This is a genomic window from bacterium (Candidatus Blackallbacteria) CG13_big_fil_rev_8_21_14_2_50_49_14, from assembly GCA_002783405.1.
In the GTDB taxonomy this organism is placed as follows: domain Bacteria; phylum Cyanobacteriota; class Sericytochromatia; order UBA7694; family UBA7694.
In genome coordinates, this window is record PFGG01000055.1 from 1 (window position 1) to 26,914 (window position 26,914).

Annotated in this window: 24 protein-coding genes; 19 read left to right on the forward strand and 5 right to left on the reverse strand. The window is 51.2% G+C overall.

Going from position 1 to position 26,914, the window contains the following annotated elements:
• Both COW20_13120 and COW20_13125 read right to left on the reverse strand, forming a co-directional pair.
• The coding region (locus tag COW20_13120; GenBank protein PIW47143.1) for a 3' terminal RNA ribose 2'-O-methyltransferase Hen1 at window positions 1–1,433 on the reverse strand (1,433 nt) is incomplete at its 3' end.
• 441 nt (window positions 1,434–1,874) lie between these two features.
• Window positions 1,875–2,093, reverse strand: a complete 219-nt coding sequence (locus tag COW20_13125; GenBank protein PIW47144.1) for a hypothetical protein — start codon at window positions 2,091–2,093, stop codon at window positions 1,875–1,877.
• Between the two features lie 91 nt (window positions 2,094–2,184).
• On the opposite strand from COW20_13125, the gene COW20_13130 reads away from it, so the two are divergent.
• The 4 genes from COW20_13130 (at window position 2,185) to COW20_13145 (ending at window position 9,310) form a co-directional block, all read left to right on the forward strand.
• The gene (locus COW20_13130; protein ID PIW47145.1) at window positions 2,185–2,751 is read left to right on the forward strand and encodes a hypothetical protein; all 567 of its coding nucleotides are present in this window, start codon (window positions 2,185–2,187) and stop codon (window positions 2,749–2,751) included.
• Window positions 2,752–2,784: 33 nt separating this feature from the next.
• Window positions 2,785–6,702, forward strand: a complete 3,918-nt coding sequence (locus COW20_13135) for a hypothetical protein (protein ID PIW47146.1) — start codon at window positions 2,785–2,787, stop codon at window positions 6,700–6,702.
• 305 nt (window positions 6,703–7,007) lie between these two features.
• Entirely contained in the window at window positions 7,008–8,768 is a 1,761-nt protein-coding gene (locus COW20_13140) for a hypothetical protein (protein ID PIW47147.1), read from the forward strand.
• A gap of 11 nt (window positions 8,769–8,779) precedes the next feature.
• Window positions 8,780–9,310: a hypothetical protein gene (locus COW20_13145; protein ID PIW47148.1), complete on the forward strand. Its 531-nt coding sequence runs from the start codon at window positions 8,780–8,782 to the stop codon at window positions 9,308–9,310.
• 8 nt (window positions 9,311–9,318) lie between these two features.
• Here COW20_13145 and COW20_13150 read toward each other — a convergent pair whose 3' ends face one another.
• Complete coding sequence (locus tag COW20_13150) at window positions 9,319–9,624, reverse strand: transcriptional regulator (GenBank protein ID PIW47149.1); 306 nt, start codon at window positions 9,622–9,624, stop codon at window positions 9,319–9,321.
• A gap of 185 nt (window positions 9,625–9,809) precedes the next feature.
• Between COW20_13150 and COW20_13155 the strand changes: the two genes are divergently transcribed.
• The 4 genes from COW20_13155 (at window position 9,810) to COW20_13170 (ending at window position 14,993) form a co-directional block, all read left to right on the forward strand.
• Entirely contained in the window at window positions 9,810–10,283 is a 474-nt protein-coding gene (locus COW20_13155; protein PIW47150.1) for a hypothetical protein, read from the forward strand.
• 3 nt (window positions 10,284–10,286) lie between these two features.
• Window positions 10,287–10,742, forward strand: coding sequence for a hypothetical protein (locus tag COW20_13160; GenBank protein PIW47151.1), 456 nt, complete (start codon window positions 10,287–10,289; stop codon window positions 10,740–10,742).
• Window positions 10,739–13,582: a hypothetical protein gene (locus COW20_13165; GenBank protein PIW47152.1), complete on the forward strand. Its 2,844-nt coding sequence runs from the start codon at window positions 10,739–10,741 to the stop codon at window positions 13,580–13,582. The genes COW20_13160 and COW20_13165 overlap by 4 nt, the downstream gene beginning before the upstream one ends.
• Before the next feature lie 64 nt (window positions 13,583–13,646).
• Window positions 13,647–14,993, forward strand: a complete 1,347-nt coding sequence (locus tag COW20_13170) for an MATE family efflux transporter (GenBank protein PIW47153.1) — start codon at window positions 13,647–13,649, stop codon at window positions 14,991–14,993.
• Here the strand turns inward: COW20_13170 and COW20_13175 are convergent.
• Entirely contained in the window at window positions 14,990–15,730 is a 741-nt protein-coding gene (locus tag COW20_13175; protein ID PIW47154.1) for an SIMPL domain-containing protein, read from the reverse strand. The two genes, COW20_13170 and COW20_13175, sit on opposite strands and share 4 nt — an antisense overlap.
• A gap of 172 nt (window positions 15,731–15,902) precedes the next feature.
• Between COW20_13175 and COW20_13180 the strand changes: the two genes are divergently transcribed.
• From COW20_13180 to COW20_13230, 11 genes are all read left to right on the forward strand, one after another.
• Window positions 15,903–16,688 carry a hypothetical protein gene (locus tag COW20_13180; protein PIW47155.1) on the forward strand — a complete coding sequence of 262 codons (786 nt, stop codon included), beginning with the start codon at window positions 15,903–15,905 and terminating at the stop codon, window positions 16,686–16,688.
• Between the two features lie 137 nt (window positions 16,689–16,825).
• Window positions 16,826–17,959, forward strand: a complete 1,134-nt coding sequence (locus COW20_13185) for a sulfite reductase subunit A (protein ID PIW47156.1) — start codon at window positions 16,826–16,828, stop codon at window positions 17,957–17,959.
• Window positions 17,960–17,961: 2 nt separating this feature from the next.
• Window positions 17,962–18,429, forward strand: a complete 468-nt coding sequence (locus COW20_13190; GenBank protein PIW47157.1) for a Crp/Fnr family transcriptional regulator — start codon at window positions 17,962–17,964, stop codon at window positions 18,427–18,429.
• A complete protein-coding gene (locus COW20_13195; protein PIW47158.1) occupies window positions 18,426–19,247 on the forward strand; it encodes a Ni/Fe hydrogenase subunit gamma in 822 nt (273 codons plus the stop codon). The genes COW20_13190 and COW20_13195 overlap by 4 nt, the downstream gene beginning before the upstream one ends.
• Before the next feature lie 2 nt (window positions 19,248–19,249).
• Complete coding sequence (locus COW20_13200; protein PIW47159.1) at window positions 19,250–20,026, forward strand: oxidoreductase; 777 nt, start codon at window positions 19,250–19,252, stop codon at window positions 20,024–20,026.
• Window positions 20,019–21,317 (forward strand): Ni/Fe hydrogenase subunit alpha, encoded by a 1,299-nt coding sequence (locus COW20_13205; protein PIW47160.1) that lies wholly within the window; start codon window positions 20,019–20,021, stop codon window positions 21,315–21,317. The genes COW20_13200 and COW20_13205 overlap by 8 nt, the downstream gene beginning before the upstream one ends.
• Entirely contained in the window at window positions 21,314–22,453 is a 1,140-nt protein-coding gene (locus COW20_13210; GenBank protein PIW47161.1) for an NAD(P)(+) transhydrogenase (Re/Si-specific) subunit alpha, read from the forward strand. Before COW20_13205 ends, COW20_13210 begins: the two co-directional genes overlap by 4 nt.
• The gene (locus COW20_13215; protein ID PIW47162.1) at window positions 22,444–22,731 is read left to right on the forward strand and encodes an NAD(P) transhydrogenase subunit alpha; all 288 of its coding nucleotides are present in this window, start codon (window positions 22,444–22,446) and stop codon (window positions 22,729–22,731) included. The genes COW20_13210 and COW20_13215 overlap by 10 nt, the downstream gene beginning before the upstream one ends.
• Window positions 22,732–24,105 (forward strand): NAD synthetase, encoded by a 1,374-nt coding sequence (locus COW20_13220; GenBank protein PIW47163.1) that lies wholly within the window; start codon window positions 22,732–22,734, stop codon window positions 24,103–24,105.
• A complete protein-coding gene (locus COW20_13225) occupies window positions 24,102–24,566 on the forward strand; it encodes a hydrogenase maturation protease (protein ID PIW47164.1) in 465 nt (154 codons plus the stop codon). Before COW20_13220 ends, COW20_13225 begins: the two co-directional genes overlap by 4 nt.
• Window positions 24,559–24,819, forward strand: a complete 261-nt coding sequence (locus tag COW20_13230) for a hydrogenase nickel incorporation protein HypA (protein ID PIW47165.1) — start codon at window positions 24,559–24,561, stop codon at window positions 24,817–24,819. The genes COW20_13225 and COW20_13230 overlap by 8 nt, the downstream gene beginning before the upstream one ends.
• Here COW20_13230 and COW20_13235 read toward each other — a convergent pair whose 3' ends face one another.
• A complete protein-coding gene (locus COW20_13235) occupies window positions 24,820–26,682 on the reverse strand; it encodes a VWA domain-containing protein (protein PIW47166.1) in 1,863 nt (620 codons plus the stop codon).
• Between the last annotated feature and the right edge of the window lie 232 nt (window positions 26,683–26,914).

The window sequence follows — 26,914 nt, forward strand, 5'->3', positions numbered from 1 at the left end:
AAACTTAAATCGCACCCCGAATCTCGTGATTCAAGGTGCGAAGAACTTTCATTCTGAACTACTGTTTGAGTCGGGGCACCCAAGACCTCATCGCAGGGGCCAATCGGCTCAAAGCGCAGGCGATAGTGCCGCTTACGCGCAATATCAAGACACCAGGCTTCAAATTCAGCCCGGCTCCATTCAAAGCGGTGATCACTGTGGCGAAAACTACCGGCTGGCAAAAGAGGGAAAAGCGCATTGTATTCGGCATTGGGAGTGGTCAAAACCACATATTCTGGTTGCAGATCTTCAAAAATCACCTGGGTGAAAGCCTCCAGGCGAAAGGGTTCCAAATGCTCCATGACTTCAACGGCCACCACCGCTTCAACCCCCTGCAAACGCCGATCGCGATAGACCAGAGAGCCCTGAAACAAGGCAAGACGCTCTTGCTGTTTTTCACTGAAACGCTCGGTATGCAGACGGCGGGAAGCCTTTTCAAGACTGCGGGAAGACACATCCATGCCGATGATTTTCTTGAGAGACGCCTGCTGCCAAAGCAATTGCAAAAGCTGGCCCTCGCCACAGCCCAAATCAGCCGCAGAAGCCACCCCCGACTGGGCAATAACCTCGGCCACCCGCTCCAGGCGCCGTTGATTCAGGCTGAGCGGCTGTTCAAGCGCCTCTTCCTGCGATTGTTTTTTTTGCCCCTCAAAAGCCATAGGCTCTTCCTGCAGGCGCTGCAGAGCCAAATCGGTTAATCGCTTCTGATGGCGCAGATAACGCCGGGTGATCAACTCACAGGCAGGATGAGCGGAAAGCCAGCCCTCGCCACGCTTGAGCAGTTTTTCAACTTCTTCTGGCCCAATAAAATAGTGTTTGTCGTTATCCAGCACTGGCAAAAGCACGTAAAGATGGGTCAGCAGGGCACTGAGATGCAGTGTATGACTTAATTCCAAGGTGTAGTAGGGGCTTTCTCCCCATTCCGGGAAACGGGGTTCAAGCGGGTGACGCGTAATCGTGAGCTGATAGCCCAAGGGGGCAAACAGGGCCTCAAGTAAACCCGGCCCGCCCCGGCTGGCCACCACTGAAAGTTTGGCGGTCAGCGGAATGGGAAGATCCGCCAGCAAGGGCTTTTCACGGCAGCGCCCATTCAGGGCCGACCCCAAAACCTGTGCTATCGCCACGCTCATAAACGAAGAGGCCACATAGGGCCGATCATTGACATACTGCCCCAGGGCAAAACCTTCCCAGGCAGGGTTGTGCTCACGCACCTGTCCAATCGGGTCAATATCCAGCACCAGGGCCAAAGTACAGCGCTCTTCACTGACTTCGGGATAAAAAACATGCACCTGCCCGAAAGAAACGTCAAAATGCTGCACCCGTGCAGGATTTTTGTGCATCAGATAGCCCAAATCCGTCGCCGGAGCATGGGTCGTGGTCAGGGTCAGAAGCATCGGGGTCTTTTCCTTTGCAAGATCTTCGTTTTTATCATACCCCTCTTGGGGGCAGGAATCCAAGCAGAGCCGTTTTTACCTTTTTCACAAAAACTTTTGTGCTTTTTCTGCCCTGAGCGAAAAGATCCGCAAAACAGGGTTAGAACTGCTTTTTCTTGAAATCGACACATTACACCGCATAAAAGCCTATCTTTGTCAATCCCCCAATGGGGGATGGGAATCAGTTTTTTTATTTGGTATAACCAATAGAAATGGGCCAATAAAGGGAAAACACGTGATTAAGCGTGCATTTTGTGCATCTTCAAAAAAATTATCTTTTGCACTGAGCAGATACTCTCTTCTTTTCTGCTTAGGTTTGGGCTGTATGGCCTGTCAAGTAACTCCACCCCCAATAAACAACAGGGTTCCAAACCAAGTACAGGAAGCAAAACTAAGCCCTGCTCAAGCCACCCCCTCGCCACCTGCAAAAACCTTGTTTGTTCGGGGGACTGCCCCCATCCCAAACAAACCAGAATCGCCAGTTCCTACAAAATTCCCCCCGACACAAGCCAGTGTGCTTCCTGCTCTAAAAATCAGCAGCCCCCCAGCAAGTAAAGGTTCTTCGGATAATAGTACAAGCTCTTCGAGTAATAGCATAGGAAATCCAGGCTCTGTCAGCATCTCCCCAGTCAACCCAGCTCCCCCGGCAACTCCTCAACCCCGGCCTTCACAGCCTCAGATTCTCTCGGTTCTGCTCAAGGGCCAAGAAATCATGGGACCTGAGGCTTTGGGAGCCATTCAAGCCAACTATTCGGGCAAGGAAATCGTTCTCACTCTCACAGGATTTTTTCCGGGAGTTCTTAGCAATACCGAAGTTTATCTCGACAATGAGATTTCACTTGAATTGGTTTCAAGCAGTCAGACGGAAATTCAGGCACGTTTCAATACCCGCAATATTCCAGATCTTTATCTGGTGGGCAATCAACACACTTTGAGCGTGTTTTTGCCTAGCCAAACCCTCAAGGTTCAAGTCAGAGTGGGGCCTCCAGAGCAAAGCCAGAACTTGGCTCCCCAGATTCTCAGTGTGAGTGTGCAACGGGATAGCGAGAATCAGCCCGAAAACATTTTGATCAAGGGGCAAAACCTAATGCTGAACTCACTTTTCGCACAGGTCACTTTGGATGGCCAAATACTGGAGACCTTTGAAAGTGGGTTTGAAGAGCAAGATACACGCCTTTTGCTGGGCTTGCCTGAAGACGGAGATTTCTCACCCGGCATGTCACATCGTCTGAGCTATATCTCTCCTTTTGGGATCAGTATTTATGAATTTAAAAGTTAACACTGCAAAAACTTGTCAGGAAGGGATAGAATAATGTTAAGTCTGAAAAATTGGGCGGTAATACCTGTGACGCTCGCTATTTTGAGTGCCTGCACCCTTCCCAAGCAAAGCTTGAATACAAGTTGGGCACCGCCTCAAACGGCTTCATCTTCGACGGGAACACTCACACATGGTCAGCCTTTGGGCGAATTTAAAGGGGATCTCAAACTGGAGATCAACCCGGCTTTGCTTGGAGAAAAATACAAGCATTCAAAGCCCTATTCTCTAACTCCTGAAAGCACCTCCTTTCAAATTCTTTCACACAAGCAAAAGGTTTACCCCAAAATAGAATGTGTTCAGACCCTACCTGACAAGAGCTATATTGCCTATTTCGGCTATGAAAATTCAAGCTCAGAAGTCATTGAAATTCCGGTTGGCCCACGCAATAAGGTGCTTTTGCCCCGAGGCCCCAAAGAACATGAATCGGAGCAGCATGATTCCAAAAGCAAAGATGATGAACATAAAGACAATAAAAGCAAAGACTCTAAACCCGAAAGACGAAATGGCTTTGACCAAGGCCAACCCAGTCGCTTTCAACCGGGTCGTGTAGAGGGCTTTCCCCAGGTTATTTTTTCGATTCCCTTCAGCAAAGGGCAAGTTTCATGGATACTCAACGGAAAGAGTGCTGTTGCCTCAAAGCGCAGCAAAACCTGCCCTGTTATCCCCACACCCACTCCTGAACCCTCTGCCACGCCCACGCCAGAACCGACTCCGACCCCAACGGCAGAACCCACACCCACACCTGTCCCTACCCCCAGTGATGTGGCCTTTGATCCTGCTGACCCCAGCAGTTTAGGTGATTTGTTCCCCGATGTGCCTGGCAATAAAAATCTTCCCCAACCCGAAACCAGCGAAAGCTTTATTCTGCTCAATGACCATCTCCCAGAGCCTGTGGCAGCTGGGCATGTGGCCTTGCAACTGGCTGATCCTGTCGCTCAAAATCTACAGTCCCTGCTGCAGGAATACAATGCGATTCAAGTGACCGAACCGATTAATGGCATGTATTTTATTCAACCTGATATGACCCGTGTCGATGTCAGCACCTTGGCCGATAATCTGCGCACCCTCAACGGCATGGCCAGTTCGCCGGATCAGGTTGTGACCTATGGGGCCTTTGGCAATCTTGAAGCAGCAAAAACCCTGGCCTTTGCAACGGCCATGGCCCTTGATCCACGGGTTAAAAGTGTGGGTTTTGATCCTGTGCTGGAATTGGCCAGTGGGGTGACTACTCAGGAGCAGACTGATGCAACATATGTGGCGGGTGGAAATGTGCCTCTTGTTCCTTCAGCCCAAAATTCCTGGTGGCTCAATGAACGCTCTACTTGGATTACCCATGCTTGGGAGTATTCACTTGGATATAATTTGAGTTTGAATCGACCGATCAATATCGGTGTAATTGATGGGGGATTCTCAGGAATGAAGTATCATTCCGAAAAAGGCAGAGATTTTGAGAACCAAATTCTTTGGTATGAAGGCGGGTATATAAAAGAAGGAAAAATCACCCCTTGGGATGATGCCGCTATTCAAGCAGAAGAAAACCTCAATACGCCAATAAAGCCAACAGGTGGACATAATAGAACTTCTAGCCATGGCACTGCCGCAGCCTCAACCATTGCCGCAAGATTTAATAATGGGGTGGGGATTGCGGGTGTGGCTCCCTACTCGAAAATAATACCGATTAAAGTAGGTCTAAATCCAACCGCGACAAGAGAGTTTGATGCCCCTTACTCACATGTTCTCGCCGGAATTCAGTATCTGGCCAGTAAAACCTATCCTCCTGTAGATATTGTGAATATTTCAATAACCAGAGGCTCTGCTGATTCTTATATCTATGATTATTTTGATAAGGTTATTAATCAAGAATCCTGGCTTAAACCTTCTCAAAACTTAATTCGCACCTTAAGCCAAGCTCCGCAGCGTATGGTTTTTATCAACGCAGCAGGAAATACAAACTACGATGCAAAATTAGCTTTGCCCAGTAGTATCCTTTTTCCTGAAATGATAACAGTGGGTGCTTTAATGGATGATCCTACCATGGCAACTGTTCCGATTGAGAGTGAAGCGATCAATTTAAGGCGCACGCATGTTTTTGCAAGTGACAGTGATTATAACAAAAGCATTAAAATAGGATCAAATTACGGAAACAATGTAACCGTTTGGGCTCCTGGCTTTCGCATGTTAGGTTTGTCTCCGCTATATATACATTCAAAAGATGTGTCTCAACCTGTCTTAACTGACTTGCAAGATTGGGACCTGACCAGTGCCGCAACCCCTGTGGTTGCTGGAATTGCGGCATTGATGAAGGCGATAGATATTAATCTAACGGGTGCAGATATTAAACAAAGGCTTTTAGACACAGCCAGAACCCATACGTATCAAGATGATTATTTGCGTGTGAATCCTCTTTTTGCTGTTCAATTGCCGTCAAGTATAGACAGCGGCTGTAAAGTTTTAAACTATAATCTCAGTTGTGGCAATCGCTACTCTGATACCTTAACCATTAAAGCTATCAATGGTTTAAATGCTGTAAGATCACTGACAGCCAATACGGCACAAACTTTTCACGGTGTTTTGGTTCCCTACGATGGAATGAATGGCTATGGTTTTCGCTTAGAAAATACCAGCCAAAATATTGCCTATAATTTATTTGCAAGTGACAGTGGCGATTTGAGTGGGTATCAGGCCGAATATACCAATTCAGCCGGTGAATTGGCTTATATTCCGTTGGGGCAATTGCGCGAACAATTTTACCCTTCGGCTCCAGAGGCAGATGTAACAGGATGGGTTGTACCCGATACAGATCGCATCCAAATCCTCAAAATTCGTTGGCTGCCCAATGAAAATACAGTTCCCTCTCCTACACCGACTCCTGCTCCAACACCAACACCAGATCTTTCTACAATTTCCCAGATTCCAGCAAGATGGTGGGTGAGGGCATTTAATGTCAATGATCGTGTGAATGTACTTGTTAATGATGAACATTACCCTATTTTCGGACTTGGTTTTAATGGTGCACAAGTACAAGAAATCACTCATTTATTAAACCCGTATCCGCAAAAAAATAAAGTCCGATTCCAGACTTTTAACGACACAAATGCTACAGAAGGTACAGCTTGGGGCTTTGAGCTTATTTGTCTTTGTCCTGGCCGAAATGGCCCAACTCTTGACGCAGGAAACTTAACACCACAAATAATCTATCACGATGTTCATGGAATCGCAGAAAATCCTGATCGACATCCTGCAAGAAGAGGTAATCCAACTTTGGGATTGGTTTATGATCAGGCTATTTATTTTTATAAAAATGGTATTTTTCCGTCAAACACAACCTATTCATTAAGCACTTTAAATGTAAGTGATCAGATGGAAATCGAGCTAAATAGACCAAACATAGGTTCTCAGCTCATATTGGAACATGATTATACGGAAGATTATACAAAAAACATGGATTTAACACCTCTTTTAAAAACAAATGCAGAAAGAAATAGTTTTCGAACCATTGTAAATCATGGCTCAAAATGCAGACCTTATACATCAATGCCCAACTATACTTATGGAGTGGAAATATACAATATGACAATAGATGGCCAAGAGCTTGTATTTCGGCATAGGGACGGAGAAAAAGAAAATCTTGATCTATATCCAGCGGGTGCACATTTTAACAAGGAAGCCTATCTCCCTGATTATGCCCGTGGTGTTATAGACGCAGCCATAGCTTGTACTCCTGGAGCAGCAGAAGATGATTCAATCACAGGTGAGAATGGAGATCCGCTTTATTCTTATAATTTGTTGAGCTATCCTTTTTATTCAACTACTAGACTTTACAATACAAACGAAATGAATATCCATTTCAATGCATTTCCAGTTCCTTTTGATCTCGAAAAAGAACAATTTTTTATGTACTTATGGCCATGAAAAAATCAAAAAAATGGCCCTTCATTCGAATATGCAAATATACGCTACTATTTGCAACCTTAACGGCTTGTCAGCTTCAAGATTTTGTTTCAAGACAACCGCCTATAGAGGTTTCTTCTCTACCGGTTAAAGTCTCACCTCAAAATCCATCTACTCCATCTCCTTCTTCAACAATAAAAGCAACAGCCTTGCCCTCACCTTCGCCTGGTGTCGCTGTCTTACCAACAGCTATACCTATGCCAACACCCTCTCCGTCTCCTTCAGTATCTCCATCCACACCATTCCCTTCACCCTCAGCGAGCAGCTTGAGCGAATGCCCTGTAGTAGATATAGGCTTCGAAACCTGCGCCGCTTTTTATGGATTTGTCTATGATATAAACAATAAAACAGTTGAAAATGCAAAAATTGATCTGTACAAGCTAAAAAATAACTATGAAATATCTTTTTATAAATCAACCTATTCAAATCAAAGTGGAGCATACGGTTTTCCAAGAATTGTTGATGACCATTATGTTTTAAAGGTCAGCAAAGAGGGTTATGCTACGCGCTTATTTAAATATTTCGGTCTCACAGGGTATCCTAAAGACAATATAGACTTTGGAGGAGATGGTTCTCAATCTTCGCATCACCCAGAACTCTTTCTAGATAACAGTCCGGAGGTGATTGAAAATAAAATCATTCACAATCAAGCTAATCCCGGCACACCTACTTTCGCGCTTACATTTAATGAGCCTGTGGATAAAAAATCCATCGAAGAGAAAATAGGTATTTATGCTGCGTCCACTTTTTTTACGGAGCTGATATATCCTTCTACTTATGGGGGAGCATATATTAAAGACTCTCCATTAATTACTTCCTGCGGTTCAAGTACCTTTGAACAATGCTTAGTTATAAAGCCTGAGAATTTGACTTTTTTCTGGAGTTCAGATCTAAGCCAAGTGACTATATCATTTAAACCTGGTTTTCAACTGCCTTTAACAAAGCAGAATGCGCTAGCAAATTCTCGTAGTGTCTTTGGAATTGCTTTTTTTGATCCTGTAAGTCAAAATCGAACCATTTATGATCTTGATGGGAATGGACGAACATCTAAACATTTTAATTTTCAACCTGATTATGCTGGACCGTTTCTTCAAGTGCCAAATATTTCAACCGCGCCAATCAAAGACATAAGTGTTTGGGGATACCAATATTCGTTGACGGACGATTTCCCCCCCCGCCTGCTCTCACTCCAACCGATTGAAGCCTCACTACGCTTGAACTTCAGCGAAATTATGGCGATTCAGACCTATAAATACCTGATCGCGGGCGGAATGATCGACATGCTCCCCCCTGGTTTGCCTGGCAGTGAAACCCGTTCGCCTGCCGAGTATCCGGGTAATCTGGGCAATGTCACAGGCCGCAAGACCGCTGCCAATTACCAGCTCAAACTGGAACGAGTAGGCGCAACAGTTTTTCAAACTACTTGGAAAGCCCTGGGTGGTGAAACCCGCTACGACAGCGAGGATCCAAGCCGCCAGAGCGTGCGCCTGTATCCTCCGCATAGCACCCAGGCTGTGAATGGCTTTTACCCAGCTTTCAGTGCAGTCAGTACCACTGCTGTTAATGCTGGCTTTGGCCAAGGCAGCAATACCGGTCAAAGCTGGATCCTGCGTTGGCAGGGCATCAGCAATAAGGGCGAAGTAGGAGCGGTGCATGAGGTCAATCTGGCAGGCAATGCCCTCTATACAGCCAGCGAATGGGCCAATCAGCTGCAATTGGCTCTCCAGGCCAGCAGCTCTGGCGAGGGCAATTGGCAGGTTCAGGCCAGTGCCGATGGCAGCCAGCTTCAACTCAAACTGGCAAGTGAAAGTGGGGAGTTTATTGGTTGGAAGCTGGTCAGTATCAGCTCTCCCAGTGCTGCTTTTCCCAGTACCTTGAGCACCCCCAGCCAAAACTGGGCTGCCCATACCGATTGGAAATGGTGGCAAGCAGGCGACAAACTCAGTATCGAGGTGATCAATCCCATCTTTGACCCCGCAGGCAATTCAATCGACCCCAACGCCAAAACCGCATCAATGTCACTTTGAAAGGAAACACCATGAAAACAAAATTTGCAATCCTATCTGCTTTGCTCTGTCTTGTTTCAACCCTGCCCGCTCAATCGGTATCACCCCTTCAACTTAAACAAATCTTTGTAGCAACCGCTGAAAACAGCTTTGTCAAAGGGGATACGATTACCTTACAGTTTAACCAGCCCATGAACCGGGCCAATTGGGTTGATGGCCGTATCTCTCACAGTGCCCAAACCACCCCCAAAGCACCGGCCGGTTATAGCGAACCCGCAGGCAGTCAGAGTGCGGTCAATGCCGCACGCAACTATACGGTCAAAATTACACCTGGCCCAGGCTCGAAAACACATGCTTATACAGGAACTTGGGCCAGCTTGGGGGGAACCGCTCTTTATGAGCCCCAGGATTCCAGTATTGTCTATCTTTTGCCCCCCAACCCCCGCACTCAAGTCTTTGCCCCCGGCGATCAGGTCGAACTCATTGCAGTCAATACCCTGACCAGCCCCGATGGCACAGTCATTGACCCATCTAAGCTTCAGCACAAGGCTCCAGCCAGTTAATTAACTTCTTAAACTAAGACGTCTAAACCCTTTTGATCGACCAGATTGAGAAGTTTCAACGAGAGACTGTTGGGCTTCTTTTTTCCCTGCTCCCACTTCTGAATGGTCGATACGGTGGTATTGAGATAGGCAGCGAAAACAGCCTGACTTACGCCTTGTTTGATGCGGATTTTTTTTATTTGAGCCGGTGAATATTCTTTCACCTGGGGTAAACAAAGGGCATCGAATTCCCGCAGCGTTTCAGGCTTCATGACACCCGCATCATGTAAACCCTTTGCGGTTTCATAAATACTGTTTAATATCGAGCTATTCATACACAAATCATAACACTAAGTACTATGATTTACTTTCGATTTCTGGCTTTGAATCGTAGAAATATATCGAAACCATTCAAGTTTAAGTTCTGCCTAAATCTTTTTCAAGACCCGAAAGGTCCAGCCCCCAGAGCCTGATAGACTGAACAGGTAAACGACTTAAACAAACACTTTCGGAGGATTCCATGGGAGATATTCAGGTTTCAAACAACGCAATGATCAAGGCCGGCCCCGAGGCTGAAAAAGGCATTTTAAAAGGCGTTGAAGCTGTCGGCAAAGGCTTGAAAAACCTCAAGGACAACCTCTTTGGCAAAACAGGCAGCACGATTCTGGCCTCAGCCGCTTCGGGTGCGCTGATTGGTGCGCTGACCCCTGTTCCTGGTGCTGTCGTCGTTGGAGCCGTGGCCGGTGCCGCTGTCGGAACCGGCATTGCCTTAACCGAAAAAGCCAAAGAAGCCGGTAAAAAAGGTGCTTCATTGGCTGCCTCGATTGCCACTGGCGCTGCCGCAGGTGTGGTATTTGGCTTGCCGGGCTTGCTGGTGGTCGGTGCAGGTTATGCCTTTTCAACAGGTGCCGCACAAAATGCAGCCAAAAAAGTAGGCGAATTTCTGTCTAAAAATGCAGACAAAATGGTGGCCAAAGCCGCTCCTGAACAGTAAGTCATGGCCGGTTACAGCTTGGTCGAACTGATCGACGCCTTTTACAAAGAAGCCATTTCAGAACAAGACTATCTCTCAGGTTTGGATCAGCAGATCCAAAACGCCCAGCGCAAGCTCGCTGAACTGGACAAACAGAAGATCGCCCCTGCCGATCAGGCCCTCTGGCAGGAAGAACTCCTGCCAGGCTTGCAAGCCGCCTACGAAGGGGTAATTGGCGCGGCCAGCGAAGCGAAAGTCTATGCCCAGGAACGCAAAGAAGAAGTTTTGCATGGGGTGGGTATTTTACTCGCCAGTGTCGATAAAATCATGGAGTTTCTGGCGCTGCGCAGTGGTTTGGTCAGCGAAAGCACACAAAAGCTGATGGCCGAAGCCCTCAACCCCCACAGTGATGGGCTGAGTCTGGAAAGCCCTGTCAGCAAAGGTTCTGCCGAATCCAGCATTTCCTTTCTGGGTGAATGAGCAAATCTTCTCCCGCCGCGCATTATCAGATCATCGCCCCCCTCGGTCAGGGGGGCTTTGCCACGACCTGGCTGGCAAAAGACACACGTACGGGCCAGCGCTGTGCGCTCAAAAAACTCAGCCTGCACAAATTGGATCATTGGAAAAGCCTTGAGCTTTTCGAGCGTGAATGCAAGGTTCTGAAAAACCTCAAACATACAGGCATTCCCCGTTTTATTGAATCCTGGAACAGCGAAGACCCCTTTGAGCTGGTGCTGGTGCAGGAATATATCCCCGGCAAATCGCTGCAAACCTGGATTGAAGAGGGCCGTCGTTTCAGCGAAGATGAAGCTCTGCAACTGGCCCTGCAAATTTGCGATATTTTAATTTATCTTCACCGCTTTTCTCCCCCGGTGGTGCACCGCGATCTCAAGCCTGGCAACCTGATTCTGAATGAGCAGGATCAGATCTTTCTGATCGATTTCGGAGCGGTGAAACAGCAGGTCAGTGCCCAGGCCCAACACAGCATCACCATGATGGGTACTGTGGGCTATATCCCCCTGGAGCAACTGGAGGGCCGTGCTCTTCCCGCTTCTGATCTCTATGCTTTGGGGGCCACCCTGCTCTTTCTTTTAACGGGTCGCTCGCCAGCCGAATTGCCAAAAAAAGATCTCAAACCAGATTTTCGCTCCCAGACCCATTTTTCCATGGGGTTTAACCGCATTCTGGATCGTCTCTTGGATGCCGATCTGAACAAACGCTATGCCCTGGCCGCAGAGCTGAAACGGGATCTACTCAAACTGATTGAAAAACAGCAAAAGCGCAACCAAGCCTTTGACTTTGACAAGTTCAAACTCTGGCAGACCGTGCCCAAAGCCTGGGCGGGCTTTTCTCCGCCCACGAAAATAGGGATGGGCTTGGGTGTACTGCTGCTCAGCCTGCCGCTGCTGCTGCAAGGCTTAAAACATCTGAGTCCAACACCCCCCCCAAAAAAAACACAGGCGCAAACCGTAGAAACCGCCAATGTCAAAATGCAAAGCCTGCGCTGGCAGGCTGCCCCCCTGAAAAACTGGCAACGCCTGGAACCTGCCCCCAATCTGATCAGCTTGAGCCAAACGCCTCAGGGACAGGTCTGGGGAATTGCCAGCAACGCCCTGTACCTGCTCAGTGGCAGTCCCGATGCGCCCATCCACTGGGAAGCTTCAAAGCTGACAGGCGGCTACGCCAGTTTAAACTGGCTACAAGCCACCCAGAATCAAGGCATTTGGTTCGCAAGCTCTGACAGCCACTTGTATCGTTTGAAAGACAACACATGCCTTGAAATGGACAAACCCAGCCCAGCTAAAATCACAGCCCTGGGGATCTGGCAAGACAAACTGCTGCTGGCAGCCGGCCCCCAGCTGTATTTTTGGGACACACGCTCAGATACCTTTCAGCTTTTGGGCAAACTGCAGGAATCGATCGAGGCCCTGTACAGCGATGCCGACAAGGTACTCTGGGTGGGAGATCGCAACCGCCTCTACCGCTATGAGGGCAAAACCTGGCAAAAAGTCTGGGAAGGCAAAAGCAGTTACGATGACCGGATTCGGGTGATCCGCCAGGCAGAAAACAAGCTCTGGCTGGGGCTTGAAAAAGGGGCCCTCGCCTTGGATCTCAAACGCAATCTCAGCTACAACCTGCTCAATAACGGCAGCAGCAAAGGGTTGGAAAGTATGCCCCAACAGGCCCGCTGGCTGGCCACCAGCCATACCTATGCCGAAGGCCTCTACCAGTTTAAAAACGGGCAAGCCGGCGCTCAAACCCTGGGTTGGCGAGACGGTCTGCCCGATGATCGCTTTCAGGCCCTGCTGCTCGATGCCCAAGCCCAGCTCTGGTTCAGCGGCCAAAGTGGCGAACTCTGGAAAACCCCCACTGCAGAACTGCTCAAACAGATGCAAGCGCCCAAACCACCCGCACACCCTGCGCTGCGCTTTGAAAGCGCCTGTGCAGCCTGGCAGGGGCTGCAACCCGCCCCTTCTGCACAACTGGCCGGAGACGGGCAAAGTGGTGATCTGCGTGTTTATTGGAATCAACAACAGCTTTGCCCCTATGGTGAAGGCTTCAGATCGCAGCAGGGAGAGCTGCTGGAACTGAATTGGCAAGGCCTGAAAAAGTGGACGCATGGCAAAGTACAAAAGCTACCGCTGCCAGAAAGGATGCTCTCCAGCCAAAGCCTGTGGCTCGATTCAAAACAAAGAATTTGGCTGGCACGGCGTTATCCCTATATCCTTCTGCGCTTTGTAAACCAAAATTGGCAGAAATTCGGGAGCCAACAAGGTTTCTCGGAAGGAAGTGCGGCCTTGCTCTATGAAACCCGCGCAGGAAAAATTCTGGCAGGCAGCAAGGTCAAGGGCGAATTGCCACTCCAGGTTTTTGATGAAAGCAGCCAGCAGTGGCTGAACAGCGGGCTCAAATACCAGAAATCCTGGATGACACCCGAAGCCAAACAAATACTCGAACTTCACACGGGTCAATTGGCCCTGGCGACAGATGAAGGTCTGTTCTTAATCGAGGCCGATTTCAAACAGGCCCAGAAAGTTGAAGGTCTGCCCTATAAGGAAATTCAAGGCGTGGCCGAAGATGCCCAGCACCGCCTCTGGATTATCTATGATCGCCATGGCAAAGGCCGAGGGCTCAGTCTCTGGGACCCTGCCAAGGGCAAGGTCAGTCACCTGGACTCACGCCAGGGCCTGGTGCCCGACCGCTTCCAGGAAATCGCCATCGACAGTCAAAAACGCCTCTGGTTAATGGGGGGCGGCATGGGGGTAGCGGTTTATACCCAAGCCCCGCTCGAAAAAGCCATGAAAGCCCTCAGCCCTTGAAGACTGGCCAGTCCCCTGCTAAGCTGTGAAAATCCTGCAAGTTCCGTGAAAGAAGCACCCACCCATGAGCACTTCCGCCCTGCGTTTTCCTGATCAAGCCCGACGCCAGAAAATTCTTCAGCTTTCGCTGCCGATTATCGGGGGCATGGTTTCGCAAAATATTTTGAATCTGGTCGATACCGCCATGGTCGGCTCTTTGGGCAACCAGGCTCTGGCTGCTGTGGGGATCGGCAGTTTTGCCAATTGGATGGCCATGGCCTTTATCACCGGGCTTTCGGCTGGGGTTCAGGCCATGGCGGCCCGGCGCATGGGCGAAAGCAAAGAGGGTGAAATGGCCATTCCGCTCAATGGGGGGCTTTTGCTGGCCTTTGCCCTGGCAGCCCCCTGGTCTTTGCTCTTGTTTTTCCTGGCGCCCCTGCTCTTTCCCTTTCTCAATCCCGACCCCGCGGTTGCCATTCACGGCGTGCCCTACCTCCAAGCCCGACTGCTGGGTATGGTGGCTGTGGCCATGAACTTTTCCTTTCGCGGCTATTGGAATGGCATCAATTATTCGGGGGTGTATATGCGCACCTTGATCGTGATGCATCTTGCCAATATTGTACTCAGCTATCTGCTGATTTTCGGAGTCTTGGGTCTGCCGGCCCTGGGCACGGCAGGAGCCGGGATAGGCACCACCCTTGCCACATTTTTGGGCACGGCCCTGTATTTTATCGAAGCCCTGCGCGTGGCCCGTAAAAATGGTTTTCTCAAGGGCCTGCCCCGTGGCGAAACCCTGGTTACCATGCTGCGTCTGGCGGTTCCCGCAGGCATTCAGCAATTGTTTTTCTCAGCGGGCATGACCAGCTTTTTCTGGATTGTGGGCCGCGTCGGCACCGCTGAACTGGCTGCATCGAATGTCTTGGTCAACCTGCTACTGGTCGCCATTTTACCCGGCATGGCCTTTGGCATGGCCTGCGCTTCGCTGGTCGGGCAGGCCCTCGGGCGCTCAGATCCTGAAGACGCCCGACTCTGGGGCTGGGAAGTCTCCTGGATCGCCTGTCTGAGTGTGGGCATGCTTTCGCTGCCTGCTGTTTTTTTCCCCGATATGATTCTGGGGCTCTTTATACACGATCCCCACACCCTGGCGCTGGCACGGTTTCCCTTGCAATTGGTGGCTCTGACCATGGCCCTCGATACCCTGGGCTCGGTGCTAATGCAGGCCTTGCTTGGTGCAGGTGACAGCCGCCGGGTGATGTTGGTTTCGGTCGGCTTTCAATGGGGCCTTTATTTGCCCCTGCTCTTTGTCTTGACCCAAATCGGCCTGCTCGGCCTGACCGGCATCTGGGTGCTGCAAATGGGCTACCGTGCAATTCAAACCCTGGTCTTTACCCGGCTTTGGCAAGCCGGGCACTGGCAGAAAATCAGGGTTTAATCCACTGCGAAGGACAGGGTCAAAACGGCAGTAATATCCTTTTCAATCGTGCCGGTATCGTACAGGCCTGAATCACTGACTTCGGTCGAATGCGGACGGGTGATCTGAAAAACACCCGTGCGTACCGCCCGCACAGGGCCCAAATGGCTGCCCGCGCTTTTGAGAATCTGTTCAGCCCGCAAACGCGCGTCTTTGGTGGCCTCAGACAGCATTTCCACACGCAGGTCACTCAAACGGGTATAGAGGTACTCGGGGGGATAGGAGTCGAAGGGGAGCCCTCTTTGAATCAACTCCCCTGATTCCTGCGCCAGGGTCTCAATTTTTTTGACATCGGCCAATTGAATTTCAAAACTCTGGCTCAAGCGATAGCCGCGAATCTTGCCCGAGTCATTGCCATTGGGCAAAAGTTCAGGCAGGCTTGAGGTTTGAACCGCGCCCAGGCGCAAAGCTTCAGCAGGAATGCCCTTTTCCTGAAAAAAATAATTTTTAATCGTTTTGACGTGTTCCTGCAAGGCTGCGTAGGCCTGCTGTTGGGTTGCGCTTTCCACCCCCACAGAGCTGCGCCAGATCGCGAAGTCTGAGCGAATCGACTTGCGTGCTGAGCCGGTTACACTCACGGTTTGATCTGAGCTGCGCAGATTGCCCAGGGCCTTGGCTCCCAACCAGGCTGAAGCCACCAAAGCCGCAGATAAGACCACCATGCCCGCCAGAAAATAAGGAGATTGTTTTTCGTTCATTTTTTTGCCCTTCTCGGTGAGATACCGTTCAGACGTTGGTCAAGATCGATTTGTTCAATCTTTTCTAAAAATTTCAATAAACTTACTTTTTATCAGCAAAACAGGTTAAAATTCTCTCGCCTGCAGGTCGGGTTTCAGACCCACCCTGGGCGCATATTCTGGAGGTTCACGCATGTCTTTGATTGCCCTGGCCTGGAAACATTATCCCCACTATCCCCTGATGATTCTCTCCAACCGTGATGAATACAGAAACCGACCCACTGAAATTTTGCAGCGTTGGGAGACCCAGCCTGCGCTCTACGCAGGCAAAGATCTCAAAAGTGGAACCACTTGGCTGGGCATAACTGAAACTGGCCGATTCGGTGCTTTGACAGATTTTCATCGCCATATTGAAACCGATGGCCCTCACAGCCAAAGCCGGGGCAAATTGCTCTTGAACTACCTGCTTGGAGATCTTGACCCAGAATCTTTTTTGAAGCAAACCCGATCTCAGCGCAAAAAAGCCCTGCCCTTTAATATGCTGGTGGGGGATCGCAATCAACTCTTTTACTGCTGTTCGGTTTCGAATATTGAAGAAGAACTCAGCCCAGGCATTCACAGCCTGTCGGATTATTTTATGGATACGCCCATGCCCAAAGGACGCTATCTGCAAAAACAGCTGGAAAAGCGCATGATCGACGATTTGCTCACAAATGCAGAACGGGAAGAGCTTTTTGACCTGCTGGCCCGCCCAATGCGTTTTCCCGATGAAGAATTGCCCCGACGCGGCTATGATGTGCGGGTAGAGCGCGAACGCTCCCCTGTTTTTCTCGACCTGGGAGACTATGGCACCGTTTCATCCGCCGTTCTGACAATCGATCATACCGATCAGGTGATCTTCAGCGAGCGCTCCCACCAACCCCAACAGCCACACAGCACACATACCCTGGAATTCAAACTGATCAAACCCGACTTATAATATTCACAAAGCCAAAAGAAACGGATCCGCATTGATCCAGAACAAGTTTTCAAAAGAAATCGATCAATGCTTCCTGTTTTTTTTAAGGGCATACTGCTATTATCCCGAATTGTGGGCCAAATACAGGAGAAGAGCATATGTCAACAGAAACCTTCAGTTTTGACAGTTCAGGTCTTGAGACCTTGATTCAAACTCTGAAATCTGCTGGTTATCTCACCCTGGGACCGATCTGTCGGGATGGCGCGATTGTCTATGACGAGATTTCAGGGGTTTCCGATTTACCCCAAGGCTGGGGCGATGAACAGGCCCCAGGCGTTTATCGCCTGAAAGAACGCAAAGACCAGGCTCTTTTTGGCTATGCTGTCGGGCCCCAATCCTGGAAAAAATACCTTCACCCCCCCCGTCTGAGGCTCTGGCGCGCTCGCCAGCTCGAAAACAAATTGCAAATCGAAAAAGAAGAAACCGCTGTGCCCCGTTATGCCCTGATCGGGGCACGGGCCTGTGAAATCGCTGCGATTCAGATTCAGGACACCGTTTTAGCGGAAGGCCCCTATGCCGATAACACGTATCTGGCCCGACGGAAGGCCCTCTTGATTGTGGCCGTACAATGCACAGCTCCAGCAGCGACCTGCTTCTGCACGTCTCAAAACACAGGGCCTGGGGTCACAAGCGGAGCAGACCTGATTTTAACGGAAGTGCTTCAAGAGGGTTCCCCCCATTATCTGGCCCAGGCAGGCAGTCCCCAAGGCGCAGAGATCCTGGAAAAGCTGGCCTTTGAAAAGGCCTGTTCTGAAGATCTGAAAGCCGCAGAGCAGGCCCTGGTTCAGGCTGAGCAGCGCATCAGCCGCCAACTCCAAGGCGAAATAGCACGCCAAACCTTGCAGAATGCTTCTCATGACCCGCATTGGCAAACCTTGGGTGAGCGCTGCCTGAGTTGCAGCAATTGCACGATGGTTTGCCCGACCTGTTTTTGCACGTCCCTTGAAGACCTGACCACTTTAGGGGGAGAGGCCGAGCGCTGGCGTCAGTGGGATTCCTGCTTCAATCTCTCCTTCAGCTATATGGGCGGAGGGCATATCCGTCAAAGCCCAGCCTCACGCTATCGCCAATGGTTGACCCATAAACTGGTTCATTGGCAGGATCAATTCGACAGTTCGGGCTGTGTAGGCTGTGGCCGCTGCATCAGTTGGTGCCCTGTCGGTATCGATCTGACGGAAGAAGTCAAACAATTTGCTCCCCCAAAATCTGAAAACATGCCGGAAAGGGCCTGAATATGCAAATCAAAGAAGACCTGATCAGAAAGCAACGTTATTTTAAAGATCTGGAGCTCAAACATCTGCAAGCACTGGCTCTCAATGCAGAGGAAAGCCATTGGGAGGCAGAGAGTTATATTTTTCGGATTGGGGAATCGGCCCGGCATTTTTATCTGATTGGCGAGGGCAGTGTTTCCCTCGAAATGCATGCTGCTCAACGGGGTATGGTGCGGATTCAAACCCTGCATGCCGGTGATATACTGGGTTGGTCCTGGCTCTTTCCCCCCTATAAATGGCATTTTGACGCCCGCGTTTTAGAGCCCGTGCGTGGGCTGGTATTTGATGCAGAAACCTTTCTTGACCAATGTGAAATCGACCATGAACTGGGTTACCAGATTCAAAAACGCTTCTCGCGCATGATGGTTGAACGTCTTCAGGCCACCCGTCTGCAATTACTCGATCTTTACCAAACAGGAGAGGAAAAATGAACCCCGACCCCATGTTGCCTGCGATTTGGGAGGTTAGCGCGGTCAAGCGAGAAAATACCCTGACCGCCACCCTTGAGCTCACAGGCAACCAGACCTTTGCTTTTGCCCCAGGTCAGTTCAATATGCTCTATCTGTTGGGCCTGGGTGAAATTCCGATTTCGATCAGTGGACCAGCGCATGAGCCGCAACACCTGATTCATACCATCAGGGCAGTCGGCATGGTCAGCCGGGCACTGACAGAAGTCAAGCCCGGCACCCAACTGGGAGTCAGAGGCCCCTTTGGCTCACACTGGCCCCTGACAGCTGCAGAAGGCCAGGATCTGGTGATCATCGCAGGAGGATTGGGGTTGGCCCCTGTCAGGCCCGTGATTTACAAAGTTTTACAGGAGCGAGAAAAATATGGACGGGTCTGGCTGCTCTATGGGGCACGCAACCCGGCAGAAATACTCTATTCAGAAGAACTTCACACCTGGCGCAGCCAATTTGATCTGGAAGTGCGCCTGACCCTTGATCGCGGCGATGAACACTGGCGCGGAGCCGTGGGCGTTGTCACCACCCTGATTCCCCGTTTGGCACTGGATCCCAGCTGCACCCTTGCAATGGTCTGTGGCCCCGAAATCATGATGCGCTTCGTGGCCCAAGCCCTGGAAACAGAAGGTTTGAAGCAGGAACAGATTTATGTCTCACTGGAGCGCAATATGCACTGTGGCATCGGGCTCTGTGGACATTGCCAACTGGGCCCCGATTTTATCTGCAAAAATGGCCCGGTCTTTCGCTATGACCAGGTAGCCAAGATACTTACCCTGCGGGAGGTTTAAACATGTCGGAACAAACCAAACCTCGCCTCGCCGTCTGGAAGTTCGCTTCCTGCGATGGCTGCCAGCTCAGCCTGCTGGATTGTGAAGATGAACTCTTGGCCGTCACCGAAGCGATTGAAATCGCCAATTTTCCGGAAGCCAGCCGTGCAGTGGTCGCTGGCCCCTACGAAGTCTCACTGGTTGAAGGCTCGATTACTACCCCCCACGATGCCGAGCGGATTCAGGAAATTCGCAGCCAATCCGAAGTCTTGATCACGATTGGCGCCTGTGCCACTGCCGGCGGTATTCAGGCCCTGCGCAATTACGCCGACGTGCGTGAATACATGGCCGTGGTCTATGCCCGGCCCGAGTATATCCAAACCCTGGCAACCTCAAACGCGATCGCCGATCATGTCAAAGTCGATTTTGAATTGCGCGGCTGCCCAATCAATAAGAAGCAATTGCTGGAAGTGATTCTGGCTTATCTGCACAAACGCCGCCCGGTCACCCCGCGCGACAGCCTCTGCCACAGTTGTAAGCTCAAGGGCAATGTCTGCGTACTTGTCGCCCATGGCACAGCCTGTCTGGGGCCTGTGACCCAAGCCGGTTGTGACGCCATTTGCCCCAGTTATCTGCGTGGTTGTTATGGCTGTTTTGGCCCCCAAGACAGCCCCAATCCCACCGCCTTGAGCGCCCGTCTGCGCGAACTGGGCCAATCGGAAGCCGATCTGCTGCGCCTTTACCGCAGCTTCAATGCCAATGCCCCGGCCTTTCGGGAGGAAAGTTTAAAACATGAGTGAAAAAAAAACACGCACGATCCATGTCGATTATCTGGCCCGAGTCGAAGGCGAAGGCGCCCTGTATCTCGAAATTGAAGCGGGTAAGATGCTCGATCTGCAACTCAAGATTTTTGAACCTCCGCGCTTTTTTGAAGCCTTTCTCAGGGGGCGCGACTACCGCGAAGCCCCGGATATTACCTCGCGCATCTGCGGCATTTGCCCGATTGCCTATCAAATGGGAGCGGCCCAGGCCATGGAGGCCATTCTCGGTCTGAAAGTGGAAGGCCCCCTGCGAGATTTGCGCCGCTTGATCTACTGCGGAGAATGGATTGAAAGCCATGTCCTGCATATCTATATGCTCCACGCCCCTGATTTTTTGGGCTACCAGGACGCCGTCACGCTTGCCAAAGACGCCCCTGAAATCGTGCGCCGGGGCCTGCGTCTGAAAAAAATCGGCAATGACCTGATGACCCTTTTGGGAGGACGCGAAATTCACCCCATCAACCTCAAAATTGGGGGCTTTTACCGCTTGCCTGAGGCCAAAGACCTGCTCAGCTTCCAACCCGAACTGGAATGGGCGATTCAGGCTGCCGAAGAGACGGTGCGCTGGGCTTCAGGCTTTCGCTTTCCGGCCTTGGAGCGCGATTATGAATACGTGGCTCTGAGCCACCCCGATGAATACGCGATCCATGAAGGGCGCCTGCTTTCCAACCGGGGACTGGATATTCCCGTTTCAGAGTTTGAGCAGCATTTTGAAGAGGAACACGTGGCCCGCTCCAACGCTCTGCACAGTCTTCACAAGGGGCATGGTGCCTATCTGGTCGGGCCGCTGGCACGCTATAACCTAAACTGGGCAAAGCTCAGCCCACGGGTACAGGCTTTGGCTGAAGAAGTGGGCATTGCAGAACAATGCCACAACCCTTTCAAAAGCATTCTTGTGCGCGGTTTGGAAGTGCTTTATGCCTGCGAAGAAGCCCTGCGCCTGATAGAAGCCTATCAAAAACCTACAGCAGCAGCTGTCAGCGCCCCCTTAAGGGCCGGTACCGGCCACGGCTGTACAGAAGCCCCCCGCGGCATCTGCTATCACCGCTACAGCATCGACAGTGCAGGGGTGATTGAAGCGGCTCGAATTGTGCCTCCCACCTCTCAGAACCAAAAAACGATTGAAGAGGATCTGCGCGATTACGTACCGCGTCACCTGCACAAAACCGATCAGGAACTGCAATGGGATTGTGAACAGGCCATTCGCAACTACGACCCCTGTATTTCCTGCGCAACCCATTTTCTCAAACTGGAAGTCACCCGCCAGTGAAACTGACGATTTTGCGTGAAGCCTATGACGAGCCCCGTGTGCCCTTGCTGCCCACGGAAATTCGCAAACTCAGCCAAATGGGGGCTGAAATTCACATCGAAACCGGGCTGGGCAAAACATTGGCAATTGCAGATGAAAACTATCTTGAAGCCGGAGCCCTGCTCGAAACCGATCGCCATTTTCTCTTGCAAGAGGCCGAAATTCTGCTCTGTCTTCAAGCCCCAGCGCCAGCAGAACTCAAACAGCTCAAGCCCGGCAGTTGGTTAATCGGTCTGCTCCATCCCTTTTTCGCCCCAGAGCCCCTGCAAACCTGCCTTGAGCAAAAACTTGAGGCCCTGCCGATGGAGTTGCTGCCACGCATCAGCCGGGCCCAAAGCATGGACATGCTTACCTCTCAGGCCAGTCTGGCCGGATATGTGGCGGCCATTCTGGCGGCCAACCATTTGCCCCTGATCATGCCCCTGATGAATACTCCCGCTGGCACCCTGAGCCCCGCACGGGTCTTGGTGATTGGCGCCGGTGTTGCAGGCTTACAGGCCATTGCCACCGCCCGGCGACTGGGGGCACGGGTAGAGGGCTATGATTTACGCCCCGAAGCCCGTGAGCAGATTCTCTCCCTGGGCGCACGCCTGCTTGAATTGCCTGAACTGAAAGCGGCCCAAACCAGCGATGGCTATGTCGCCAGCCTGAATTCCAACGCCCTTGAAGCACAACAGAGTGCGCTGAGCCAAGCCTTGAAACGCTTTGACTGTATCATTACCACTGCCCAGATATTTGGCAGACCCGCTCCTCAGATCATCACCCGCGCCATGCTCAAAAATATGCGCCCCGGCACGCTGATCATTGACCAGGCAATCGAAAGTGGCGGCAATGTCGAAGGCAGTGTGGCGGGGCAAGAAAGCCTGATCGAAGGCATTCGCATTCTGGGCTGGCCTCAACTGGCCCGCAGGGTGCCGCTGCACGCCAGTCAAATGCTCTCTGCCAATTTTTATTACCTCTTGCAGGCTTTTTGGAATGCCGAAACAAAATGTTTTCAACCTGAGCGTGACCCAGAATTACTGAACGGCATGCGGGCCTGTCATGCGGGGCAATTGACCCACCCCCGCCTGCGTGAACGCTGGAAGGAGTGGCTCTGATGGATCTTTTGCTAATTCTGATTCTGGCAGGGTTTTTAGGCTTTGAGCTGATTTCGCGCGTGCCCTCACAACTGCATACCCCGCTGATGTCAGGTGCCAATGCTATCTCTGGTATCACAGTAGTGGGGGCAATCCTCGCTTCAGGGGCGGGAGAAAATACCCTGACCGTTATTTTGGGCACTGCCGCCATCATCTTTGCAACCCTCAACGTGGTGGGCGGCTATCTGGTCACCGACCGCATGCTGCGCATGTTTACCAAAAAGAAGCAGGAAAAATAAATGCAGGAAACCCAGCAATTTCTGTATATTCTTGCCGCAGTGGCGTTTATCTTGGGCATTCGCCTGCTGGGCCGCCCCCAAAGTGCACGTTGGGGCAATCTGCTCTCAGCAGCGGGCATGCTGGTGGCTGTCGTCGCCACCCTCTTCAGTGCCGGCCTGGCACTGCACTGGATTTTTATTGGCCTGCTCGTAGGCAGTGCCTTGGGAGCGGTAATGGCCCTGCGTGTCGCTATGACAGGCATGCCTGAAATGGTCGCTCTGCTGAATGGATTTGGCGGACTTGCCAGCCTCCTGGTGGCTTGCGCCGAGGTTCTTCGAGGGGCACTTTTAACCGGCATTTCGGCCTCTTCCGCCGCGATTTCAGTTTTGATAGGCGGGATTACCTTCAGTGGCAGCCTGCTGGCCTGGGGAAAACTGGCTGAAAAACTGCCCGGCCGTCCCCTGCTCTTTCGCGGCCAAAAGCCCTTGAATCTTGCACTTTTAGTCAGCACCCTGACCAGCGGCATACTCTGGCAAAGCCTGGGTGAAACGGCCTGGGCACACAACTGCTTTTTTCTCTTGATTGCGCTCTCGCTCTTGCTGGGCATACTCTTTGTTCTGCCCATTGGGGGCGGAGATATGCCCGTGGTGATTTCACTGCTCAATTCCCTTTCAGGTCTGGCCGCCTGTGCCGTGGGCTTTGTGCTCATGAACCGCATGTTGATTGTCGCCGGTTGCCTGGTAGGAGCCAGTGGCTTGATTCTGACTGAAATGATGTGCAAATCCATGAACCGCAGCCTGAGCAGTGTGCTCTGGGGGGGATTTGGCGCTGCTCAAGGCACCATCACCCCAGGGGGAGAGGTTCACAGCCTGAACTGCGAGGAGGCCTATTATTTGCTCGAAGCGGCCGCAGAGGTGCTGATCGTACCCGGCTACGGCATGGCCGTTGCCCAGGCCCAGCATGCGGTACAGGAACTTGCCCAATTGCTGAGCGAACGGGGCACAACCGTCAACTATGCCATTCACCCCGTAGCAGGGCGCATGCCCGGTCATATGAATGTGCTGCTGGCGGAAGCCCATGTGCCCTATGAACAGTTAATTGAAATGGAGACAGCCAACCGAAGCATGGAACGGGTGGATATCTGTCTGGTGATTGGCGCCAATGATATCGTCAACCCCGCCGCGTTGGAAGACCCCGGCAGCGCGATTTATGGCATGCCGATTATCGAGGCCCAACGGGCCCGCACGGCAATTGTGCTCAAACGCTCAATGGGCAAAGGTTTTGCAGGGATCGACAACCCACTTTTTTTCAAAACCAATGCCCGCATGCTCTTTGGCGACGCCAAAGCCTCATTGCAAAATATCCTACGTATTTTTAAGGAAAGTGAAATATGAACCGGATTATTGGCATTGGCCACCCTCTGCGTGGGGATGATGCCCTGGGGCCCACGGCCATCCACACGCTGCCGCGTCAATTGGACGCGCATACAGAGTGCCTGGCACTCAGCGGAGAAGCCTCAACGCTTTGGTATGCCTTCAAAGGCATGCAAAGAGTCTTGCTGATCGATGCCCTGCAAACCCCACTCAAACCAGGGGAATTGCTTGAAATCAACCTGCGCCAGACTCCCCTGCCCAAATCCTGGCTGGCCTGCTCCACCCATGCCTTTGGCCTGAGCGAAGCACTCGAATTGGCAATTGCCCTGGGGGATTTACCACCCACACTTTTGCTTTTGGGCATTGCCGCCCAGGAATTTGAAACAGGCAAAGGGCTGTCTGCTGCAGTAGAGGGCAGTCTGCCTGCCCTGCTCAAGCGGGTCTATGAAATTCACCAGAACTGGAGTTTAGAATATGCATGAATTCTCTCTCTTGGCCGATTTGCTACGCAAAATTGAGACCGTACGCCAAGAAGAACAGGCTGAAAAAATTGTCTCCTTAACTGTTAAATTGGGGGCGCTTTCGCATATTTCGGCCTGTCATTTTCGCGAACATTTTGAACACGCGATCCAAGGCACTCCCCTGGCAGGTGCGGAATTGGAAATTGAAGTTGCCACCGATGAAATGGCTCCCGACGCTCAGGACATCCGTCTGCTAAGCGTCGAGGTGGAATAGCTAAGGCTGAAGGGGCTTTCCGCCCGTCAGCTGCTGGTATAAAAACTCACCCCAACTGGTCAGCTTTTGGGGGTTTTTGCTTTTTTCCTGCAAAGAAGCAATGCTCTGTTTGGGCTCAGGATGAAAAATAGCTTCGGCCTTTTGCGCAAGGGTCACAAACTCCGTGGCTTTTACATCGCCATTCAGCGCATCTCCCGCGTTCTTGGCCAGGGCAGAAACGTCCTGGAGCTGACCATCCTGGGCAAAGATACTGTGGCGCAAAATTTCAGCGTATTCGGCCACGGCTGCAGCCAGCTTGAAACTGGGTGAGGCGTCGCTGAAGGCTTTCATCTCAGAGGTCAGCAAAGTCCGAGTGATTTCTTTGACCTGGTCCTGGGCATCGACATCCTTGTAGCGCACCGTAATTGTGGCTATCTGTGCTTCGGAGACATTTTCCTGAAAGCGCAGTTCATAGAGGGCCGTCACACTGTGGCTGGAGCCTACTTCCCCGGCATCGACCGCATCATTGCGAAAATCCTGATCGGCAATATCCCGGTTTTCATAGCCCATCAGTCGGTATTGGGCGACGGCCTTGGGGTTGAAATCGATTTGAATTTTGACATCCTTGGCAATCGTCTGCAGCGTGCCGGTCAGGTTTTGCACAAAGATCCGCTGGGCTTCAGCCAGGGTATCCACATAGGAATAAAAACCATCGCCCTGATTGGCGAGCTGCTCCATCAAGCTATCGTTAAAATTGCCCATGCCAAAGCCCACGGTCGAAAGGGCAATGCCCTTGCTTTTTTCAGCTTGAATCCGGGCCAGAATCGCCTCGGGCCCATTGGCTCCGACATTGGCCACCCCGTCGGAGCAGAGAATCACGCGGTTGGCTGCCCCACTCACAAAGGCTTTACTGGCCTCTTCAAAGCCTTTGAGCAAACCGGCTTCGGCATTGGTAGAGCCTTCGGGACGCAGGGTATTGATGGCCTTTAAAATCGTGTCTTTTTGCGAACCGGGCGTGGCAGAAAGCACGGTGCGTGCTTCGGTGCCATAGGCCACAATCGCAACGCTGTCTTCGGAGTTGAGCTGAGCCACCAGCAGCGAAAGACTCCGACGCACCAGATCAAGGCGGTTTTGTAAATTCATCGAACCGGAGACATCCACGACAAAGGTCAAGATCGCCCGTTTGCGGTTGCGCGGCACGACCTCAAGCCCCTGAATGCCCACACGCAAAAGCTTGGTCTGCGCATCGCCAAAATAGGAGGGGGCCAAATCGGTTTGAATCGCAAATTTACCGCTGACAGGCTGGGGGTAATGGTAATCAAAATAATTCAGATATTCTTCGGTGCGCACCGAAGCGGGGTCGGGCAATTGATTCTGCTCTAAAAATTTACGCATCAGGGTATACGAGGCCGTATCCACATCCGCCGCAAAGGTCGAAAAACGATCCGTGCCGGTTTCAACAAAGGGATTCACACCGTAATTCTGAAAAAAGTTTTCACGGTAATTGTAAATATCTGTACTGGGCGTGGGGCTAGGCGAGGGTGCACCACTGGGCAAACTGGAAGGAACGGGTGTGGGTGCACTGGAGGGAGCCGCAGAGGGAGCCGCAGAGGGAGCCACGGAAGGAGCTGCAGTGGGAGTTGCTGAAGCTGCTGGGGTTGAGGTCGCTGCTGGGGTTGAGGTCGCAGCAGCGGAAGGATAAGCGGGGACAGAGTAAGGTCCGCTGCCGGAATACCCTGTCCCATACCCTGTCCCTGTTCCCGGATAATTTGGGTAATTCGGATAATTTGGAGAAACAGAGTTTGGTACATTTCTGCCTGTGGCACAAGCTGCACTCAGGCTGAGCACCAGACCCAAGCCCCAAAATTTATAGTGTGCTTTCATAGATCATGCCTCACTTTTTCCTTTTCAGACCGCATTGACAAGCTTGATTATTTTAATCATAGATAATTATACTATTTACTTTCTTGTAAAACAAATGTTATTCTGTAATCAGTTGGTTTGAAGTTCAAGCAAGTCCCGTCAGGAACCACCTTTTTTCTCCTTATCCTCCGGTTCCTGATGGGGTTTGTTTTTGCACTCCAAGTGTATATCCTGTACAATATCATTTACCAAA

Bases quoted from the DNA above. Each gene is read 5' to 3' on its own strand.
- COW20_13125 (PIW47144.1), bottom strand. From the start codon at position 2,093: ATGCTGACAGAGCCTGGATTTCCTATGCTATTACTCGAAGAGCTTGTA.
- COW20_13130 (PIW47145.1), top strand. From the start codon at position 2,185: ATGGGACCTGAGGCTTTGGGAGCCATTCAAGCCAACTATTCGGGCAAG.
- COW20_13135 (PIW47146.1), top strand. From the start codon at position 2,785: ATGTTAAGTCTGAAAAATTGGGCGGTAATACCTGTGACGCTCGCTATT.
- COW20_13145 (PIW47148.1), top strand. From the start codon at position 8,780: ATGAAAACAAAATTTGCAATCCTATCTGCTTTGCTCTGTCTTGTTTCA.
- COW20_13150 (PIW47149.1), bottom strand. From the start codon at position 9,624: ATGAATAGCTCGATATTAAACAGTATTTATGAAACCGCAAAGGGTTTA.
- COW20_13155 (PIW47150.1), top strand. From the start codon at position 9,810: ATGGGAGATATTCAGGTTTCAAACAACGCAATGATCAAGGCCGGCCCC.
- COW20_13160 (PIW47151.1), top strand. From the start codon at position 10,287: ATGGCCGGTTACAGCTTGGTCGAACTGATCGACGCCTTTTACAAAGAA.
- COW20_13165 (PIW47152.1), top strand. From the start codon at position 10,739: ATGAGCAAATCTTCTCCCGCCGCGCATTATCAGATCATCGCCCCCCTC.
- COW20_13170 (PIW47153.1), top strand. From the start codon at position 13,647: ATGAGCACTTCCGCCCTGCGTTTTCCTGATCAAGCCCGACGCCAGAAA.
- COW20_13175 (PIW47154.1), bottom strand. From the start codon at position 15,730: ATGAACGAAAAACAATCTCCTTATTTTCTGGCGGGCATGGTGGTCTTA.
- COW20_13180 (PIW47155.1), top strand. From the start codon at position 15,903: ATGTCTTTGATTGCCCTGGCCTGGAAACATTATCCCCACTATCCCCTG.
- COW20_13185 (PIW47156.1), top strand. From the start codon at position 16,826: ATGTCAACAGAAACCTTCAGTTTTGACAGTTCAGGTCTTGAGACCTTG.
- COW20_13190 (PIW47157.1), top strand. From the start codon at position 17,962: ATGCAAATCAAAGAAGACCTGATCAGAAAGCAACGTTATTTTAAAGAT.
- COW20_13195 (PIW47158.1), top strand. From the start codon at position 18,426: ATGAACCCCGACCCCATGTTGCCTGCGATTTGGGAGGTTAGCGCGGTC.
- COW20_13200 (PIW47159.1), top strand. From the start codon at position 19,250: ATGTCGGAACAAACCAAACCTCGCCTCGCCGTCTGGAAGTTCGCTTCC.
- COW20_13205 (PIW47160.1), top strand. From the start codon at position 20,019: ATGAGTGAAAAAAAAACACGCACGATCCATGTCGATTATCTGGCCCGA.
- COW20_13220 (PIW47163.1), top strand. From the start codon at position 22,732: ATGCAGGAAACCCAGCAATTTCTGTATATTCTTGCCGCAGTGGCGTTT.
- COW20_13225 (PIW47164.1), top strand. From the start codon at position 24,102: ATGAACCGGATTATTGGCATTGGCCACCCTCTGCGTGGGGATGATGCC.
- COW20_13230 (PIW47165.1), top strand. From the start codon at position 24,559: ATGCATGAATTCTCTCTCTTGGCCGATTTGCTACGCAAAATTGAGACC.
- COW20_13235 (PIW47166.1), bottom strand. From the start codon at position 26,682: ATGAAAGCACACTATAAATTTTGGGGCTTGGGTCTGGTGCTCAGCCTG.